This is a genomic window from Microbacterium enclense (assembly GCF_004022425.1).
Taxonomy (GTDB): Bacteria; Actinomycetota; Actinomycetes; order Actinomycetales; family Microbacteriaceae; genus Microbacterium; species Microbacterium enclense_A.
On sequence record NZ_RBZY01000005.1, the window covers coordinates 1 to 16,883 of the forward strand.

Sequence of the window (16,883 nt, forward strand, 5' to 3'; positions counted from 1 at the left end):
CGTCGATCAGGTCGATGGCCTTGTCGGGCAGGAACCGGTCGCTGATGTAGCGGTCGGCGAGGTTCGCCGCGGCGACGATCGCGCCGTCGGTGATCTGCACCTTGTGGTGCGCCTCGTAGCGGTCGCGCAGCCCCTTCAGGATGTTGATCGCGTGGGGCAGGCTCGGCTCGGCGACCTGGATGGGCTGGAAGCGGCGCTCGAGCGCGGCATCCTTCTCGAAGTGCTTGCGGTACTCGTCGAGCGTGGTGGCACCGATCGTCTGGAGCTCACCGCGGGCGAGGAGGGGCTTGAGGATGGATGCCGCGTCGATGGCACCCTCGGCGGCACCGGCACCCACGAGGGTGTGGATCTCGTCGATGAAGACGATGATGTCGCCGCGCGTGCGGATCTCCTTGGTGACCTTCTTCAGGCGCTCCTCGAAGTCACCGCGGTAGCGGGACCCGGCGATGAGCGAACCGAGGTCGAGCGAGTAGACCTGCTTGTCCTTCAGCGTCTCCGGGACGTCGCCCTTCACGATCGCCTGCGCGAGGCCCTCGACGACAGCGGTCTTTCCCACACCGGGCTCGCCGATGAGGACGGGGTTGTTCTTCGAGCGACGCGAGAGGATCTGCATGACCCGCTCGATCTCCTTCTCGCGCCCGATCACGGGGTCGAGCTTGTTGTCGCGCGCGGCCTGCGTGAGGTTGCGACCGAACTGATCGAGCACGGCCGATCCGCCCTGGGTGGCGCCCTGGGTCTGCTCGCCGGCACCGGATGCGACGCCCGCGGGCTCCTTGCCCTGGTACCCCGAGAGCAGCTGGATGACCTGCTGGCGCACCTTGTTCAGGTCGGCGCCGAGCTTGACCAGCACCTGAGCGGCGACGCCCTCGCCCTCGCGGATGAGTCCGAGCAGGATGTGCTCGGTACCGATGTAGTTGTGGCCGAGCTGCAGCGCTTCGCGCAGCGACAGCTCCAGCACCTTCTTCGCGCGCGGCGTGAAGGGGATGTGACCGGTCGGCTGCTGCTGCCCCTGACCGATGATGTCCTGGACCTGCTCGCGCACGGCGTCGAGCGAGATGCCGAGGGACTCGAGCGCCTTGGCGGCGACTCCTTCTCCCTCGTGAATGAGGCCGAGGAGAATGTGCTCGGTCCCGATGTAATTGTGGTTGAGCATCTTCGCCTCTTCTTGGGCGAGCACAACTACACGACGGGCACGGTCGGTGAATCTCTCGAACATCCTCAGTCCCTCCAAAAATGGGCTGACAGGCACGCCTCCGCGCGCCGTACATCGAGAGTAACCAGCGGTCGGATGCCACGGACCCGTGTTCGCCGTGGGCATAGCCGGTGCAGTGCCGGGCTTGCACGACACATCGACAATCGATAAATTATCGACAACCGATAACAACGATCTTCGATAAGGAGCGGGTCCATGGCATCTCCCCGTCCGACCTCCCGTGTTCTGTCCCGCGGCGACACCGCCGCGTTTCTGTTCTTCATCGTGCTGGGCGTGGGCCTCGCGGTCTGGGCCGTGGTGCACAGCGTGACCCGTATCGCCGAGGCGCTTTCGGGGCGCGACGTCCGCGTGTCCGCGCCGTTCCTCGACACCGTGGCACAGGCGCCGCTCGGGCCCGGCGGCGCGCCCGTGCCGGTCGAACTCGGCATCGGCGTCATCGTCGCGCCCGAACTGCCGATCGCCTCGCTGTGGGCGCTGGTCATCGCCGAGGTGCTCTTCGCGGCGGTCGTCGTCACCGTCGTCGTGCTCCTCCTGCTGCTCACCGCGGACATCCTGCGCGGCCGCATCTTCAGCCGCCGGAACACCGGGCTCGTCGCCGCGGCGGGCACCGTGACCCTCGTGGGCCTCGCGGGCGTCCCGTTCTTCCAGAACATGGTGGCCAACGGCGCCCTGGCGCGGATGTCGGACTACACGTACGACCGCGGGCTCGTGCAGGTCATCGAGCTGCCGATGCTCTTCGGCGCGGCGTTCGTCGCCGCCCTCGCCAGCACGGTGTTCACCGTGGGCGACCGCCTGCAGCGCGACACGGAAGGACTCGTGTGATGGAGAACCCGTCCTGGGTGTCGGCCCGCATGGAGCGCGGCATCGTTGTTCTGTTCGCCGCCGCCGGACTCGTGATGGGATTCGCACTCGCTCTGCCCGCGATCCGCGCAGCCGTCGACATCGCCGGAGGCAGCGCAACGATCAGCCTCCTGACCGAGGCCGACGTACCCCGGACGTCGAGTTCCGACGGTGCGGTGATCACCTCCGCGACGTTCGACTCGGCCCGCGTCGTAGCCGAGGGGCTGAGCGGGCACGCCCGCACGCTCCTGACCTTCGGCGCGGCGTTCAGCGCACTGACGACGTTGCTGACCGTCAGCGCCGTCGTCCTCTTCTTCCTTCTGTTGATGTGGCGCCGCCCGTTCCACCGGGCCCTGATCACGGCCACGCAGGTCGCCGGCTCCGCTCTGCTGATCGGCGGCATCCTCTCTGCGGGCCTCGGCGGCCTCGGACGCATGATGGCCGCAGACGAGCTCAACCCGGCAGCGGGCGATGTCTTCGTGATCGGTTTCTCGTTCGACCCGGTCTGGATGCTGGTGGGTCTCGGCGTCCTCGCCCTCTCCGTCGTCTTCACCTACGGCACCCGCCTCCAGCGCGACACGGAAGGACTCGTGTGAGCCCCGCGATCGACGACGACGGGCCCAGCGGCATCCACTGCCGACTCGACGAGCTGCTCGTCGAACGGGGCATGACCCTGACGCGGCTGAGCGAGCTGGTGGGGGTGAGCATCGTCAATCTGTCCGTGCTCAAGAACGACCGCGCCCGCGCGATCCGCTACTCGACGCTCGCGGCCATCTGCCGCGCCCTGGACTGCGAGGTCGGCGACCTGCTCGTGGTGCAGGGAGAGGTCAGCGACGGCCGAGGACGGTGACCGGGCCGTCGGAGGCGACGTTCCCGCCCGAGAGCGTCAGCTCGACGGGACCGTCCGCGGCGATGCCCGACAGGTCGGCGAGGGTGACGCGCGGAGCCATGTCGGCGGTACAGATCTGATCGGCCGGCGGCTCGACGAACGTGACGACGGCTCCACCCGCGGCCGAGGTCACGGCTTCGACCTGGGGACGGCAGCCGGAACTCCCCCACGTGAGGAGCGCAACCTGCTCGTCTCCGACCCACCCGGCGCTCGGGGCGAACTCGTCGACAGCAACCGGGGCCTCGGTGAGCCCCGAGAGCACGGTCTTCCCCGAGACGGCCCCCGTGACGTCGATGTCGAGGTCGCCCGTCGGCTCGACGTCGGCGGGCAGTGCCACGTACGTCGCCCGCGGGGCCATGTCACGCGTGCAGGCGCCGTCGGCGACCTCGACGAGGTCGACGGTGAGCGTCGTTCCGGCGAGGACGGGCTCAGCCGCGACCGGGACGCACGTGGAACTCCCCCACGTCACGACCGCGATCCCGCGGCCCGCGTCGAGCCATCCGGCCCGCACCTCGGACGGAGCGGCCGTGGTGTCATCGGCGGTCGGCTCGGGTGCCGAGGGGGCACCGGGTGCGGTCGCGCAGCCGACGAGAGCGCTCACCGACAGGATGCCGATGCTCAGGAGCGCGGCCAGGGAACGACGGGGCATCAGGGTCTCCGGGGGGTCACTGCAACGCCGAGGTGAGGCGCGCGAGGTTGTCGAGGATCGTCGAGCGCAGCGGCTGACGGCGCCACTCCTCGACCGTGAGCTGCCGGCTGAGGGTGCGATAGACGTCCTCGACCTGCCGCATGTCGCGCACGAACTCCTCGCCGCGCACGAGCATCGAGATCTCGAGGTTCAGACCGAACGAGCGCATGTCCATATTGCTCGACCCGATCACCGCGACCTCGTCGTCGATCGTCACGCTCTTGCTGTGCAGGATGAAGGGCTTGCGGTACATCCAGATCTTCACGCCCGCCGTCAGCAGTGCCTCGTAGTAGCTGCGCTGGGCGTGGTACACCATCGCCTGATCGCCCTCCTCCGACACGAACAGCTCGACGTGCACCCCGCGCTGGCAGGCGGTCGTGATCGCGAGCAGCAGCGCCTCGTCCGGCACGAAGTACGGACTCACGATGATGATGCGTTCGCGCGCGGCGAAGAGGAGGCCGAGGAAGAGCTTCAGATTGTTCTGGAAGTCGAAGCCGGGGCCCGAGGGCACGATCTGGCAGTCGAGGTCGCCCGGGCCGGATTCGACGCTGAAGAGGTCGATCTCGTCGGTGAGGGCCTCGTCGGTCTCGCTGTACCAATCGCTCAGGAACACGGCGTTGATGCTCGCGACGACGGGACCCTCGACCCGGACCATCAGATCGACCCAGTGGAGCCCCCGCCGAATGTTCCTGCGCAGGTTGTACGACGAGTCGGTGACGTTCTGCGAGCCCATGAACGCCACGTCACCGTCGATCACCAGGAGCTTGCGGTGATTGCGCAGGTCGGGGCGCTGGTAGCGCCCGCGCAACGGTTGGACGGGCAGCATGAGGTGCCAGTGGGCACCCATCTCGTCCAGCCGGCGCAGCGTCTGCCGATAGTAGGGCTTGCCGCGGTTCGCCCAGTGGTCGAGGAGCACACGCACCACCACTCCCCGCTCGGCGGCCTCCGCGAGGGCCCGGAAGAAGTTGTCCGTGGAGGCGTCCGCCTGCAGGATGTAGAACTCGACGTGCACGTACCGCTTCGCTCGGCGAATGGCATCCGCCATCGTGTCCAGGCTCTCCTGGTACTCGGCGATGAGCGTCGCGGCGTTGTCGCCGGCGATGGGCATGGCTCCGAGGTTCCGGTTCAAGCGAACGAGCGCGCGGAACCAGTCGGGTGCGTTCGGCCGCAGGGTTCCGAACTCGAGCGACTCGCTCGTGTCGTGGATGTACTGGTTGATATCGGTCTGCTTGCGGCGGCGCTTGCGCGGCAGACGCGGGTTGCCGATGAGCAGGAACAGCAGCACGCCCACGAACGGGATGAAGTAGATCGCCAGAAGCCACGCCATGGCGGCCGTCGGGCGGCGATTGCGCGGCACGATGATGATCGCGGCGATGCGCACGACCAGATCGATCACGAACAGCGCGATGACGAGCCAGCTCGCCTCGAACGTGGTGTCGATCACAGAACCTCCCGGGCGCAATGTCCCCCCAGCGTAGTGACCGGCCCCGACACGCGGGGACGGCGAGGCTCAGGGGGCGGTGCCGTCGGAGGCGGGCAAGCCGCGCTTGGCGCGCTCCTGCGCCTCGATGCGGGCGTACGCCTTGCGTTCGGTGCGATCCATGCGGATCACGCCGCGCAGGATGAAGAAGAAGGCAGCCGAGACCACGATGGTCGGCAGAATCGCCCACAGCACGGCAGCCCACATATTGTCCACCGGTCCAGGATACGCGGCGCGCCTGAGCATCGGACGGGAGCGGACCCCTCCTCCCCAGCCGACGATCTCACGTTCCCATCCCCGTATCCGCCGATCGCCCCGCGCGCGCCGGGATGTCTGCGCCACGCTCATGGCCATGTCATCGATCGTCCGTGCGCACTCCCCCTCCGAGTTCCTCGCTCTCGTCCCCCATCTGCTCGGGTGCACGCCCCGCCGCAGTCTCGCCATCGTCACGTTCGCCGCCGGCCGATCGCTCGGCGCGCTCCGCGTCGATCTCCCCGACACGGACTCCGGCGCCGATATCGACAGCGTCGCCTCGACGGTCATCGGCATGGCGTGCAAAGTGTCCCGAACGGATGCCATCGCCGTCATCGTCTACACCGATCGAGGGCTGAGGGATGCCATCGACCTGCCGCACCGCCACCTCGTCGAGGCGCTCGTCGCGCGGGCCGACATCTGCGGCCTGCGGATCATCGACGCCCTTGTCGTCGGGCCGGACGCCTGGAACTGCTACCTCTCCGACGCCGCGGACGGCCCGCGGCCCCTGGATGAGATAGCGCCCGATCCCGACCTCCCGCCCCTGCCCGACGTCGAGGGCGATCAGTTCGCCGCGGCGGCGCTGCCCGTGCTCCCCGACGGTGAGGCGGCCGCCGTCCACCGACTGCTGACCGACGCGCAGAACCTCATCGCACGTTCGCGGGAAGGCAAGCGTCTCCCCGCTCGCCGACGAGCCGCTGCGACCCTCGTCCTCGACGACCTCGCCGATCCTCCGGCCCTGTTCGAGGCGTTCGTCGCGCCCGACACCGACCCGGACGATCGCACCGTCGCCGCCGTGGCGTTCTGTCTCCAGCGTCCCCTGCTCCGCGATGTCGCGCTCATGCAGTGGGTCGGCGACCTGGCCACCGGCGACGCCGCCTACGGCGCTCAGTCCGCCTACGCCGCCGGACACCCGTTTCCCCACGACCTGGCCCGCCCGATGTGGGGCGAGGGCGCGGAGCCGGATCCGCCCCGCCTTCTGCGCGCCCTCGAGCGGTGCCGACACGTGGCCGCTGCGACGCCGCGCGCGGGTCGGGCAGGGCCCCTGGCGGCCTGCGCCTGGCTGGCATGGGCGACCGGGCGATCCACCCACGCCGCCGCCTACGCGGACGAGGCCCTCGCCATCGAGCCGCACCACGGCCTCGCCGATATCGTCCGGACCCTGTCCGGGAACGGGCGTCTACCCGAGTGGGTCTTCGACCGCGAGCCGGTTACTTCACCAGCGGGAACAGGATCGTCTCGCGAATCCCGAGACCGGTGATGGCCATGAGCAGGCGGTCGATCCCCATCCCCATACCGCCCGTCGGCGGCATGCCGTGTTCGAGCGCGCGGAGGAACTCTTCATCGATGGGCATGGCCTCGTCATCGCCGCGCGCGGCGAGCTTGGCCTGCTCTGTGAAGCGCTCGCGCTGTATGACGGGGTCGACCAGCTCCGAGTACCCGGTGGCCAGCTCGAAGCCGCGCACGTACAGGTCCCACTTCTCGACGACGCCGGCGACCGAGCGGTGTTCCCGCACCAGCGGGCTCGTGTCGACGGGGAAGTCCATGACGAAGGTGGGACGCGTCAGGCCGCCCTTCACGAAGTGCTCCCACAGCTCCTCGACCCACTTGCCGTGCGTTTCGTGAGCGGGCGCGTCGACGTCCGAGTCCCGGCCCAGGGCTCGCAACTCGTCGAGCGTCGTGGCGGGGGTGATGGCGCGTCCCGCGGCCTGCGACAGCGACTCGTACATCGAGATGCGATCCCACTCACCGCCGAGGTCGTACTCGGTGCCGTCGGCCCAGGTGACGGTCGTGGAGCCGGCCACCGCGACGGCCGCGTCCTGGATCAGGGTCTGCGTGAGATCCGCGATGCCGTTGTAGTCGGTGTACGCCTGGTAGGCCTCGAGCATGGCGAACTCGGGGCTGTGAGTGGAGTCCGCGCCCTCGTTGCGGAAGTTGCGGTTGATCTCGAAAACCCGGTCGATGCCACCCACGACGGCACGCTTCAGGAACAGCTCGGGGGCGATGCGGAGGTAGAGCTCCGCATCGAACGCGTTCGAGTGGGTGATGAAGGGGCGCGCACTCGCGCCGCCGTGCTGCACCTGCAGCATCGGCGTCTCGACCTCGACGAAGTCGCGTTCGGCGAACGTGCGACGCAGGCTGGCGTTCACCGTGGCGCGGGCCAGCACCGTCTCGCGGGCGCGGTCACGCACGATCAGATCGAGGAAGCGGCTGCGCACGCGGCTTTCCTCGCTCAACTCTGAGTACATGTTCGGCAGAGGCAGGACGGCCTTGGCCGCGATGGTCCAGTCCGACACCATGATCGACAGCTCCCCGCGACGGCTGGAGATCACTTCTCCCGTGACGAAGACGTGGTCGCCGAGGTCGACGAGTTCCTTCCACGCCTGCAACGACTGGTCGCCGACGTTCGCGAGCGAGACCATGGCCTGAATGCGGCTGCCGTCGCCGGACTGCAACGACGCGAAGCACAGCTTCCCGGTGTTGCGGCTGAAGACGACGCGGCCGGCCACACCCGCGGTGACGCCGGTCTCGGCTCCCGCTTCGAGCTCGGCGTACCGCTCTCGCAGCGAGGGGATCGTGTCCGTCACCGGAACGGTGACCGGGTACGGCCCGCCGGCGGCGTCCGTCCGCTCCTCCAGCAGGCGTTCCCGCTTGGCGAGGCGAACCGCCTTCTGCTCGAAGACGTCGTCTTCGGTGGGTTCGGCGTCGTTCGCGGGCGCGTCGGTCATCGTGGGGGCTCCTCGGGGTCACATCGAGTTTATCCGCGGGGAGCAGGGCGTTTCCCCGCCGGGGGCGAGGCCCGCGGGCCACGGTCAGCGCAGCGAGATCTCCGCGTTGTCGATGAACCGGTGCCCGCCGACCGTCGCTGCGATCAGCGCGATCGCGCGCCCGCGATGGCCGTCGTCCACGGGGAGGAAGGTCTCGGGATCGACGACGGAGAGGTACTCGAGGGTGATCCGAGGCTCCCCCATGAGAGACGACTGGGCTGCAGCGATGCACGAGTCCACACCGAGATCCGCGTTGGATGCCGCAGCCTCCAGTGCCACCGGGAGTTTGGCGGCCGCCCGACGATCCGCGTCGTCGAGCAGGCCGACACGGCTCGAGACGGGAAGGCCGTCCTCGGCCCGGACCGTCGGCACCAGCACGGTGTCGATTCCGAAGTCCAGGTCGCGGATCATGCGCCGGACGAGGAACGCCCGCTGCAGATCGCGTTCACCGTAGACGGCGACGTCCGGGCGGATGAGGTGGAACAGCTTCGCCTCGACCGTCAGGACACCGTCGAAGTAGAACGGGCGCATACGCCCCTCGTACCGCAGGCCGAGGTCGCCCGCCGACACCCGCGTCGTCGCCGTGCCCGCGGGGAGGAACTCCGCCGCCGTCGGGGCGAACACGAGGTCGATGCCGAGTTCGTCGAGGAGGTCGGCATCGGCGTCCGGCGTACGGGGGTAGGCCGCCGTCTCCTCGGCCGTGCGGAACCGGAGCGGATTGACGAACGTCGACACCACCACCACATCGGCGCGTTCGCGCGCGGTGCGGATCATGTCGACGTGGCCGTCGTGGAGGGCTCCGAGCGTGGAGACGAGCGCGACGCGCGCACCATCCCCCGGGTGGTCTGCGCCACGGGCTTCTGCCAGTCGGGTGCGCAGATCCTCGATGGTGCGGATCATCCGTCGATCGTAGCGTCCGGGGGGATGCCGTCCGCGCCGATCGTTCCGGCGCCCTCCGTCAAAGCCTGGTCGACACTCGAGCGCACGAGCGCCGACAGGTACGCTCCGGCGTTTTCCACGCCCACCCCGGCCAGCAACTCAGCCGACTGCCGGACGATCGAACGTGAGAACTGCGTCGCCGTCGCCACCGCCTCGGCGTACGCCGCGCGGTTCTCCTCGTCGACCACCACCGGTTCGCACCCGAGTTCGACGGCGAGCGCTTGCGCGATCGGCAGAACCGGACCGGGTGCCGTGACGGCGGCATACGCCTGGGCGAGCTGGCGAAGGTCGATCGACGACGCCCCGGTGAAGACGATCGCCGGGTGGATGGCGAGGGGGATGGCCCCCCGGCGGAGGGCCGGAGCCAGCACCTCCACGCCGTACCCCGCGTCGGTATGCAGCACGAGCTGCCCGGGCTGCCAGGCCTCCAGGTCCGCGAGGCCGACGACGAGGCCCAGGAGCTGATCGTGCGGTACCGCGATGACCACCAGTTCGCTCCGACGAACGACCTCTTCGGGCGCCAGGACCGGAACGCCCGGCAGGATCGCCTCGACACGGTCGTCATCCGACCCCGACGTGATGCCCGTGAGCGCGTGGCCCGCGCCGGCGAGCGCGGCGGCGATGACCGGCCCTACGCGCCCCGCGCCGATGACGCCGACGCCCAGGCGCCCGTCGCGACCGCCGCTCATCCCGCCCACCGATGGCTGCGGTCACCCGCGGCGGCAGCGATCGTCGCGTCCGCGGTGTCCTCGAACAGCGCGACGGCAGCGTCTCGATCGAGAGCGCCGACCGACGTCTGGACCGTTCCCGCGATGACGTGGGCCGACACGGTCGCCGTCCGCGTCGCGCGCGCGAGAGGCCCCTGACGCAGACCGATCGACTGCAGCCGCGCGAGCGGCACGATCGCGAGCGTGCGGCGTGCCCAGCCGCGACGGAGGAACAGAGCGTCGGCCGTGAGCTCCGCACCGTTGCGTCGCCACGAGAAGGGGCGGAGCAGTCGCGCCCGCCGCGGCGTGATCGTGTAAGGGTCGTCGTCCACCGGCCCCAGGATGCCGTCGCGGAAGACCGATGTCCACTCCTCGGCGGGCAGCGCCGGTGCGAGGATCCGCAGCACACGCTCCACGTCTTCTCGGGTGCCGATGGGAAGCACCGCCGCGAACGGGTCCGTCGTCGAATCCGTCGACCCCCGGCCGGACAGGCGGTTGACCGCGATGCTCCACCACCCGAACGGGCGCCACAGCAGCGGCTGGTGAACCTCGATCGCGTGGACGCGACCCGGCGGCACCACTTCGCTGATCGTGGTGAACAGGCCGAACGTCAGACGCACACCGTCGGGACTCGGCGCGATCGAGTATCGCAATCCACGCGCGATCGCGCGCACGTAATACGCACCGAAGGCCAGGAAGGCGGGAACGATCGTGAACAGGAGCCAGACAGTCGACAGCGACGCCGCGACCGCGATCGCGATGACGAGGGCGATGAGCATGAGCGTCGAACCGCTGAGCACCCGAGAGGCCACGAGTCGTCCGAACGGGATGTGCACGATGCTCTCGGGTTCGGCGTCGGACAGATCCTCTCCGTCGACGAGTCCTTGGATGCCGGCGGCAACCGCGTCCGCCGCCTGCCGGACCGTCGAGCCCGACGCTCCCGCTGCCGCCGCGCGCTCGGTGAGGCGTCGGCCCGAGGCCAGTCGGAGGATGTCTCCGCGGACCGTCTCGGCCGCGGTCGCCGAGAGGTACTCGAGCTTCACGTTCGAATCGAGCCCCGCACCCACGACCTCGAGCTTCGCCAGCCCGAGGAGGCGCGCCACCATGGGGCGCGTGAGGTTCACGCCCTGGACGCGATCGAGCGGCGCCCGACGGTGCGTGCGGAAAAGGACGCCCGAACGCACCTCGACGTCGTCGTCACTGATGCGGAAGGTGTGGAACCGCCACGACAGGCGGAACCCCAGGATCACGATGATGAGGACCACGAGGGCACCGCCGCCCGCGATCAGGAGGAGGTTGTTGGAGAGCAGGTAGTCGACGGGGTCCGGGGGAATCACGCCCGGTGGCAGGTCCGTCACCGCCGGGAGGAACAGCTCGATCAACCGCTCCCGAAGATTCGCGACGATGACACCGATGATCACGAGGAGGAACAGGCCCCCGCGCAGCAGCGGTGTCAGCGGGTGCAGACGCTGCCATTCGCCGTCGCTCAGCGGCGACCGGACGAGCGCTCGCGGTGGCGCGTCGCCACCCGGCACCGCCGTTCCCGCGTCGGGCGCCGGCCAGCCCGGATCAGGATGCGACGAACTCGGCAACGACGAACCCGAGACCGCCGCATCAGGACGCGGCGAACGCGGGACGGCCGAATCAGGCGACGTCTCCGACTGCGACGGGTCGCGAGGCGACGGGTCGGTCACAGCCCGGTCCGACGGGTCTCGGCGACATCGATGAGAGTGTCGCGCAGCTGTTCGGCGGCCCCCTGCGTCAGGCCCGGGATGGTGACGCCCGTCGACGCGGCCGCCGTGACCAGCTTCAGTTGCGCGATGCCGAAGCCGCGGTCGAGCGGTCCGTGCGTGATGTCGACCAGCTGCATACGTCCGTAGGGGACGGCGACGACGCGCTGCCAGAGGATGCCGCGACGGAACACCAGGTCGTCACGTCGCAGCTGATAGCCGAACGACCGCGCCTGTCGAGGAGTGATGAGGAGGCCGATCCCCGTTCCCAGCAGGATGATCCCGGCGGGGATCCACTGCCAGAAGACGCCCGTGATCGCCTGCGCGACGATCGCCGCGGCGAGCACGAGTGCGAACACCGCGCCCTGCGAGATGAGCTGCACCCGCACGTAGGCGCGCGCCAACTGGTGCCACGTGCCGTCTCCGAGCGGCAGGCGACCCTCGCTCCGCGGCTCGAGGATCCTGTCGTAGGTCGCATCGTCGAGGACGGATGCCGCGGACTCAGCCGGCCGAGGGTCCGGCGTCGGGTCGTGCTCCGGAAGATCCGGGGTGTTCGTCATCGTCGTCCTTCCGGATGGTGCACAGCTGCTCGGCCACGAGTCCCGCGGCGACCAGGAGGATGCCGCACACGGCCGTCGCGATGATGGACCCCAACGAGCCTATCGACGGAGTGAACGGCCGCGTGAAGACGAAGGCGAGAAGCCCCAGAGCGAACCCCGCCGCCGCGGCACCGACGAGCGACGATGCCTTCGCGAGCATGGCGATCCGCAATGCCCGGAAGGGATCGATGCGACGCGGGGTACGACCACGAGAGGCACGGAACACCGGAACGGCCGCGACGACGATCACGACGCCGAGGAGGACGAGGACCGTCGGCAGGCTCGCCGCGGGCACGAACGTGGGCCGACCGGCCGATGTCAGCACCGCGTCGACGAGGAATCCGACGACGAGGCCCGCGAGAGCGGCGGCGATGAGGATCGTCGCCCCGGTGCGCTTCACAGGGTCCCCCCTCGCAGCGCTGCGAGCAGCGCATCGACCCGACCGCGGCCGGGGATCTCGGCATCCGGATCGATCTCGTTCCACGGGGCGAGGACGAACTCGCGCTCGTGCGCCCGCGGGTGGGGAACCGTCAGATGCGGCTCGTCGATGCGGGCGTCGCCATAGGCGATGAGGTCGAGGTCGAGCGTGCGATCGCCCCACCTCTCGCGTCGCACCCGGCCGTGGTCGGCCTCGATGCGGTGGAGTTCGCGCAGCAGCGTCGCCGGCGCGAGCCGCGTGTGCAGCAGCGCCACGGCGTTGAGGTAGCGCGGGGCGTCGGCGTCCTCACCGGTGAGCGTCACCGCGACGGTCTCGATCGGCGCCGACACCCGGACATCGGCCGTCAACGGCAGGTGCCGCAACCGCTCGACGGCCGCCGCGAGGGTCTCGCGGCGCGAGCCCAGGTTCGCCCCGAGCGCGACGACGGCCGCGACGGGCTGATCGGCGGGTGGTTCGCCGATCCCATGTGCGAGACGGACGCTCATCCGCGACCCCGGCGAATGGTCACCGACACGTCGCCGAAGGGCACGGTGATCGGAGCCCGTGGCTTGTGGACGGTCACCGCGACGATCCGCACACGCTCGTCGCTCAGCACATCGTCGGCGATCCGCTGGGCGAGCGTCTCGAGCAGGTCGACAGGATCGCCCTCGACGTGGGCGACGATCCGCTCCGCCAACTCTCCGTAGTGCACCGTGTCGACGACGGCGTCCGACTCGGCGGCTGCGCGCAGTGACAGGTGCAGGACGACGTCGACGACGAACTCCTGCCCCTCGCGCTTCTCGTCGGCGTACACACCGTGGAAACCGAAGGCGCGCACTCCCGTCAGCGTGATCTCGTCGACGAAGTCCATCAGGCCTCCCAGGCGCGGGCGACGGCGAGCGCGTCGCGAGTGGTGGGTACATCGTGCACACGCACCGCCCACGCCCCCGCCTGATCGGCGAGAACGCTGGTGACGGCCGTGGCGAGGTCGCGGCGGGGCAGGTCGGCGTCCCCACCGATGGTCTCGACGAGGAACCGTTTCCGGCTCGTGCCGACGAGCACGCGGCATCCGAGGTCCGTCACCCGCGGCAGCGCGCGCAGCACGGCCCAGTTCTGGTCACCGCGCTTGCCGAACCCGATGCCCGGGTCGACGACGATCCGGGAACGGGGGATGCCGGCGGCCTCTGCTGCGTCGACGCGCTCCCGCAGCTCCGCCAGAACCTCGGCCACCACGTCGTCGTACTCGGCGCGCGCGTACATCTCGGCCGAAGGCCCGCGCCAGTGCCCGAGCGCGATGTCGGCAGCGGACTCGGCCACGGCTGCGAGCATCTCAGGATCCGCCAGCCCACCCGAGACGTCGTTGACGAGACGCGCACCCGCGGCGACGGCGGCTCGCGCGGTCGACGCGTTCATCGTGTCGACGCTCACGAACAGCCCCTCGGATGCCAGTGCTTCGACGACGGGGAGGACCCGCTGCTGCTCGATGCGCGGCGCGACCCGCTCGGCTCCGGGCCGCGTCGATTCCCCGCCGACGTCGAGCAGGTCCGCGCCAAGGGCGGCCAAAGAACGCGCATGCGCGATCGCCACGTCGGGATCGAGGAAGCGCCCTCCGTCGCTGAAGGAGTCGGGGGTGACGTTGACGATCCCCATGACGAGGGTCATGAGTGCCCCCGGCCGATCAGTGTCACGAGCTCGGCGCGCGCGACCGGGTCGGTGTACACGCCGCGCGCGGCGATCGTCACCGTGGAAGCCTCGGGCTGACGGCCGCCGCGCATGGTGACGCACTCGTGCGTGGCATCCAGCACCACCAGCACCCCGCGCGCATCGAGGGCACCGGCGATCGCGTCGGCGACCTGCTCACCCAGGCGCTCCTGCACCTGCGGACGAGCGGCCAGGATGTCGATGACACGGGGAAGCGCGCCGAGTCCGACGACCTCTTCGCCCGGGAGGTACGCGACGTGCGCGCGGCCGCGGAACGGCAGCAGGTGGTGCTCGCACATGGAACGGAACGCGATGTCGCGCAGCATCACGGCGCCGGAGGGGAGCGTATCGGGCGCCGGCCCGCGGCTCACCGAGATCGTGTGCTCGAGGGGGGCACCGGCATCCTGTCCGACTCCCCCGAAGAATTCGCTCCAGGAGTCCGCGACGCGAGCCGGGGTCTGCCGCAGGCCCGGGCGATCGGGGTCCTCACCGATCGCTTCGAGCAGCTCGCGTACGAGCGCGGCCACGCGCTCCCGATCGACGGCCACGGCGCCTTAGGCGGTGGCCGGACGCGTCTGTCCGCTCGGCCGCCGCTGCGGCTGGGTCGCGGGCTGCGCGTCGGCCTCGGCGGACGCGGCGACCCCGGCGGGGGCCGCGCGGCGCGGGACCTCGACGGGCGGAAGGCTCGACACCGGGCGGTCGCCCGACGAGAGCCACTGCGGGCGCGGGGGCAGACGCTTGACGTCCTTGAAGATCTCGGCGAGCTCCAGGTGGTCGAGCGTCTCCTTCTCGAGGAGCGCCAGCGCGAGGCGGTCGAGCACCTCGCGGTTGTCGTTGATCACCTGGTAGGCCTCGTTGTGGGCCTGCTCGATGAGTCCGCGGACCTGGGCGTCGACGCGCTCGGCGATGCGCTCCGAGAAGTCGCGGCCGTGACCCATGTCGCGACCCATGAAGACCTCGCCCGACGACGACCCGAGCTTGACGGGGCCGACCTCGTTCGTCATGCCGTACTCGGTCACCATCTTGCGGGCGATGCTCGTCGCCTTCTCGATGTCGTTCGAGGCGCCGGTCGTCGGGTCGTGGAACACGATCTCCTCTGCCACCCGGCCGCCCATCGCGTACGTCAGCTGGTCCTGCAGCTCGTTGCGGGTGATCGAGTACTTGTCGTCCAGCGGCAGCACCATCGTGTAGCCGAGCGCCTTGCCGCGCGGGAGGATCGTGACCTTGGTCACGGGGTCGGTGTGGTTCATCGCCGCCGCCGCGAGCGCGTGACCGCCCTCATGGTAGGCCGTGATGAGCTTCTCCTTGTCCTTCATCACGCGCGTGCGCCGCTGCGGACCCGCGATGACGCGGTCGATCGCCTCGTCGAGGGCGCGGTTGTCGATGAGCTGGGCGTTCGAGCGCGCGGTCAGGAGTGCGGCCTCGTTGAGGACGTTGGCCAGGTCGGCACCGGTGAAGCCGGGCGTCTTGCGCGCGACGACCTCGAGGTCGACCGAGTCCGACAGGGGCTTCCCGCGACCGTGCACCTCGAGGATGCGCTGGCGCCCCTTGAGGTCGGGCGCGTCGACGCCGATCTGCCGGTCGAAGCGGCCCGGGCGCAGAAGCGCGGGGTCGAGGATGTCGGGGCGGTTGGTCGCGGCGATGACGATGACGTTGACCTTCGGGTCGAAGCCGTCCATCTCGACGAGCATCTGGTTCAGCGTCTGCTCGCGCTCGTCGTGACCGCCGCCCATGCCGGCGCCGCGGTGGCGACCGACGGCGTCGATCTCGTCGATGAAGATGATCGCGGGCGAGTTCTCCTTGGCCTGATTGAACAGGTCACGGACGCGGCTCGCGCCGACACCGACGAACATCTCGACGAAGTCCGAACCGGAGATCGAGTAGAACGGCACGCCGGCCTCCCCCGCGACGGCGCGGGCGAGCAGGGTCTTACCGGTACCGGGAGGGCCGTAGAGGAGCACGCCCTTGGGGATGCGGGCCCCGACCTCCTCGAACTTCTTGGGGTCCTTGAGGAACTCCTTGATCTCCTCGAGCTCCTCGATGGCCTCGTCGGAGCCGGCGACGTCCTGGAACGTGACGGTGGGCGTCTCTTTCGTCACGAGCTTCGCCCGCGACTTTCCGAACTGCATCACCTTGCTGCCGCCGCCCTGGGCGCTGGAGAGCAGCCACCAGAAGAGCAGGCCGAGCAGCACGAGCGGGAGCAGGAGCGACAGGAATCCGTCGAACCAGCTCGGACGCGGGACCACGTCGTTGAAGCCGTCGGACGGAGCGGCGTCGTCGATCGCGGTCGCCACCTCGGACGCGCGCGCCGTGCCGTAGTAGAACTGCACGGAATCGGCGCCCTCGAAGGGCTGCGAGAGCTTCAGATCGACGCGCTGGTCGGGATCGTTGGTCGTGGCGGACGTGACCGTGTTGCCCTTGAGCAACTCGAGCCCCTCCTGCGTGGTGACCTGTCGCGCTCCGCTGAGGTTCGAGATGAGCGAGAAACCGATGACCAGAAGCAGACCGACCAGCAGAACGTAGATGATCGGATTGCGCGTGATCTTCTTGAAATTCATGGTGGGCGAGCCCAGCCCTTTCGTGATCCGCTCCGGAAAAAGCGGTGGCATCAGGGTAACGCCCGGCGGCTATGCCGGGACTGTGCGTTCGTCGTGGGCGT

19 protein-coding genes are annotated in these 16,883 nt (G+C 69.7%); 4 read left to right on the forward strand and 15 right to left on the reverse strand.

What is annotated here, in order from left to right; translation table 11 throughout:
• Positions 1 to 1,216, reverse strand: a 1,216-nt coding sequence (locus D8Y23_RS02030) for a Clp protease N-terminal domain-containing protein (RefSeq protein ID WP_128216509.1), incomplete at its 3' end; no start/stop codon positions are given.
• Positions 1,217 to 1,408: 192 nt separating this feature from the next.
• Here D8Y23_RS02030 and D8Y23_RS02035 point away from each other — a divergent pair.
• The 3 genes from D8Y23_RS02035 to D8Y23_RS02045 are packed head-to-tail and all read left to right on the forward strand — an operon-like array spanning position 1,409 to position 2,903.
• Positions 1,409 to 2,035, forward strand: a complete 627-nt coding sequence (locus tag D8Y23_RS02035) for a hypothetical protein (protein ID WP_128216510.1) — start codon at positions 1,409 to 1,411, stop codon at positions 2,033 to 2,035.
• The gene (locus tag D8Y23_RS02040; RefSeq protein WP_128216511.1) at positions 2,035 to 2,649 is read left to right on the forward strand and encodes a hypothetical protein; all 615 of its coding nucleotides are present in this window, start codon (positions 2,035 to 2,037) and stop codon (positions 2,647 to 2,649) included. The genes D8Y23_RS02035 and D8Y23_RS02040 overlap by 1 nt, the downstream gene beginning before the upstream one ends.
• Positions 2,646 to 2,903, forward strand: a complete 258-nt coding sequence (locus D8Y23_RS02045) for a helix-turn-helix domain-containing protein (protein ID WP_128216512.1) — start codon at positions 2,646 to 2,648, stop codon at positions 2,901 to 2,903. Before D8Y23_RS02040 ends, D8Y23_RS02045 begins: the two co-directional genes overlap by 4 nt.
• Here D8Y23_RS02045 and D8Y23_RS02050 read toward each other — a convergent pair.
• From D8Y23_RS02050 to D8Y23_RS02060, 3 genes are all read right to left on the reverse strand, one after another.
• A complete protein-coding gene (locus tag D8Y23_RS02050) occupies positions 2,881 to 3,591 on the reverse strand; it encodes a hypothetical protein (protein ID WP_128216513.1) in 711 nt (236 codons plus the stop codon). The genes D8Y23_RS02045 and D8Y23_RS02050 overlap by 23 nt on opposite strands.
• Positions 3,592 to 3,607: 16 nt before the next feature.
• Positions 3,608 to 5,071: a cardiolipin synthase gene (gene cls / locus D8Y23_RS02055; protein WP_128216585.1), complete on the reverse strand. Its 1,464-nt coding sequence runs from the start codon at positions 5,069 to 5,071 to the stop codon at positions 3,608 to 3,610.
• A 69-nt stretch (positions 5,072 to 5,140) separates the two neighbouring features.
• Positions 5,141 to 5,326, reverse strand: a complete 186-nt coding sequence (locus D8Y23_RS02060; RefSeq protein ID WP_128216514.1) for a hypothetical protein — start codon at positions 5,324 to 5,326, stop codon at positions 5,141 to 5,143.
• 136 nt (positions 5,327 to 5,462) lie between these two features.
• On the opposite strand from D8Y23_RS02060, the gene D8Y23_RS02065 reads away from it, so the two are divergent.
• Positions 5,463 to 6,623, forward strand: coding sequence for a DUF4192 family protein (locus D8Y23_RS02065; RefSeq protein ID WP_164878106.1), 1,161 nt, complete (start codon positions 5,463 to 5,465; stop codon positions 6,621 to 6,623).
• On the opposite strand, the gene lysS is transcribed toward D8Y23_RS02065, so the two are convergent.
• From lysS to ftsH, 11 genes are all read right to left on the reverse strand, one after another.
• A complete protein-coding gene (lysS, locus tag D8Y23_RS02070) occupies positions 6,574 to 8,091 on the reverse strand; it encodes a lysine--tRNA ligase (RefSeq protein WP_128216516.1) in 1,518 nt (505 codons plus the stop codon). The genes D8Y23_RS02065 and lysS overlap by 50 nt on opposite strands.
• Positions 8,092 to 8,175: 84 nt before the next feature.
• A complete protein-coding gene (gene panC / locus D8Y23_RS02075; protein WP_128216517.1) occupies positions 8,176 to 9,030 on the reverse strand; it encodes a pantoate--beta-alanine ligase in 855 nt (284 codons plus the stop codon).
• A complete protein-coding gene (locus tag D8Y23_RS02080; protein WP_128216518.1) occupies positions 9,027 to 9,758 on the reverse strand; it encodes a DUF2520 domain-containing protein in 732 nt (243 codons plus the stop codon). The genes panC and D8Y23_RS02080 overlap by 4 nt, the downstream gene beginning before the upstream one ends.
• Entirely contained in the window at positions 9,755 to 11,368 is a 1,614-nt protein-coding gene (locus D8Y23_RS02085) for a PH domain-containing protein (protein WP_240663729.1), read from the reverse strand. Before D8Y23_RS02085 ends, D8Y23_RS02080 begins: the two co-directional genes overlap by 4 nt.
• Positions 11,369 to 11,466: 98 nt before the next feature.
• Positions 11,467 to 12,066, reverse strand: a complete 600-nt coding sequence (locus D8Y23_RS02090) for a PH domain-containing protein (RefSeq protein ID WP_128216519.1) — start codon at positions 12,064 to 12,066, stop codon at positions 11,467 to 11,469.
• Positions 12,008 to 12,505 (reverse strand): DUF3180 family protein, encoded by a 498-nt coding sequence (locus tag D8Y23_RS02095; RefSeq protein WP_128216520.1) that lies wholly within the window; start codon positions 12,503 to 12,505, stop codon positions 12,008 to 12,010. The genes D8Y23_RS02090 and D8Y23_RS02095 overlap by 59 nt, the downstream gene beginning before the upstream one ends.
• The gene (folK, locus tag D8Y23_RS02100) at positions 12,502 to 13,029 is read right to left on the reverse strand and encodes a 2-amino-4-hydroxy-6-hydroxymethyldihydropteridine diphosphokinase (RefSeq protein ID WP_128216521.1); all 528 of its coding nucleotides are present in this window, start codon (positions 13,027 to 13,029) and stop codon (positions 12,502 to 12,504) included. The genes D8Y23_RS02095 and folK overlap by 4 nt, the downstream gene beginning before the upstream one ends.
• Entirely contained in the window at positions 13,026 to 13,394 is a 369-nt protein-coding gene (gene folB, locus D8Y23_RS02105; protein ID WP_128216522.1) for a dihydroneopterin aldolase, read from the reverse strand. Before folB ends, folK begins: the two co-directional genes overlap by 4 nt.
• Positions 13,394 to 14,185, reverse strand: a complete 792-nt coding sequence (gene folP, locus D8Y23_RS02110) for a dihydropteroate synthase (protein ID WP_128216523.1) — start codon at positions 14,183 to 14,185, stop codon at positions 13,394 to 13,396. The genes folB and folP overlap by 1 nt, the downstream gene beginning before the upstream one ends.
• Complete coding sequence (folE, locus tag D8Y23_RS02115; protein ID WP_128216524.1) at positions 14,182 to 14,772, reverse strand: GTP cyclohydrolase I; 591 nt, start codon at positions 14,770 to 14,772, stop codon at positions 14,182 to 14,184. Before folE ends, folP begins: the two co-directional genes overlap by 4 nt.
• Positions 14,773 to 14,778: 6 nt before the next feature.
• Positions 14,779 to 16,782 (reverse strand): ATP-dependent zinc metalloprotease FtsH, encoded by a 2,004-nt coding sequence (gene ftsH, locus D8Y23_RS02120; RefSeq protein ID WP_128216525.1) that lies wholly within the window; start codon positions 16,780 to 16,782, stop codon positions 14,779 to 14,781.
• Positions 16,783 to 16,883: the final 101 nt, after the last annotated feature.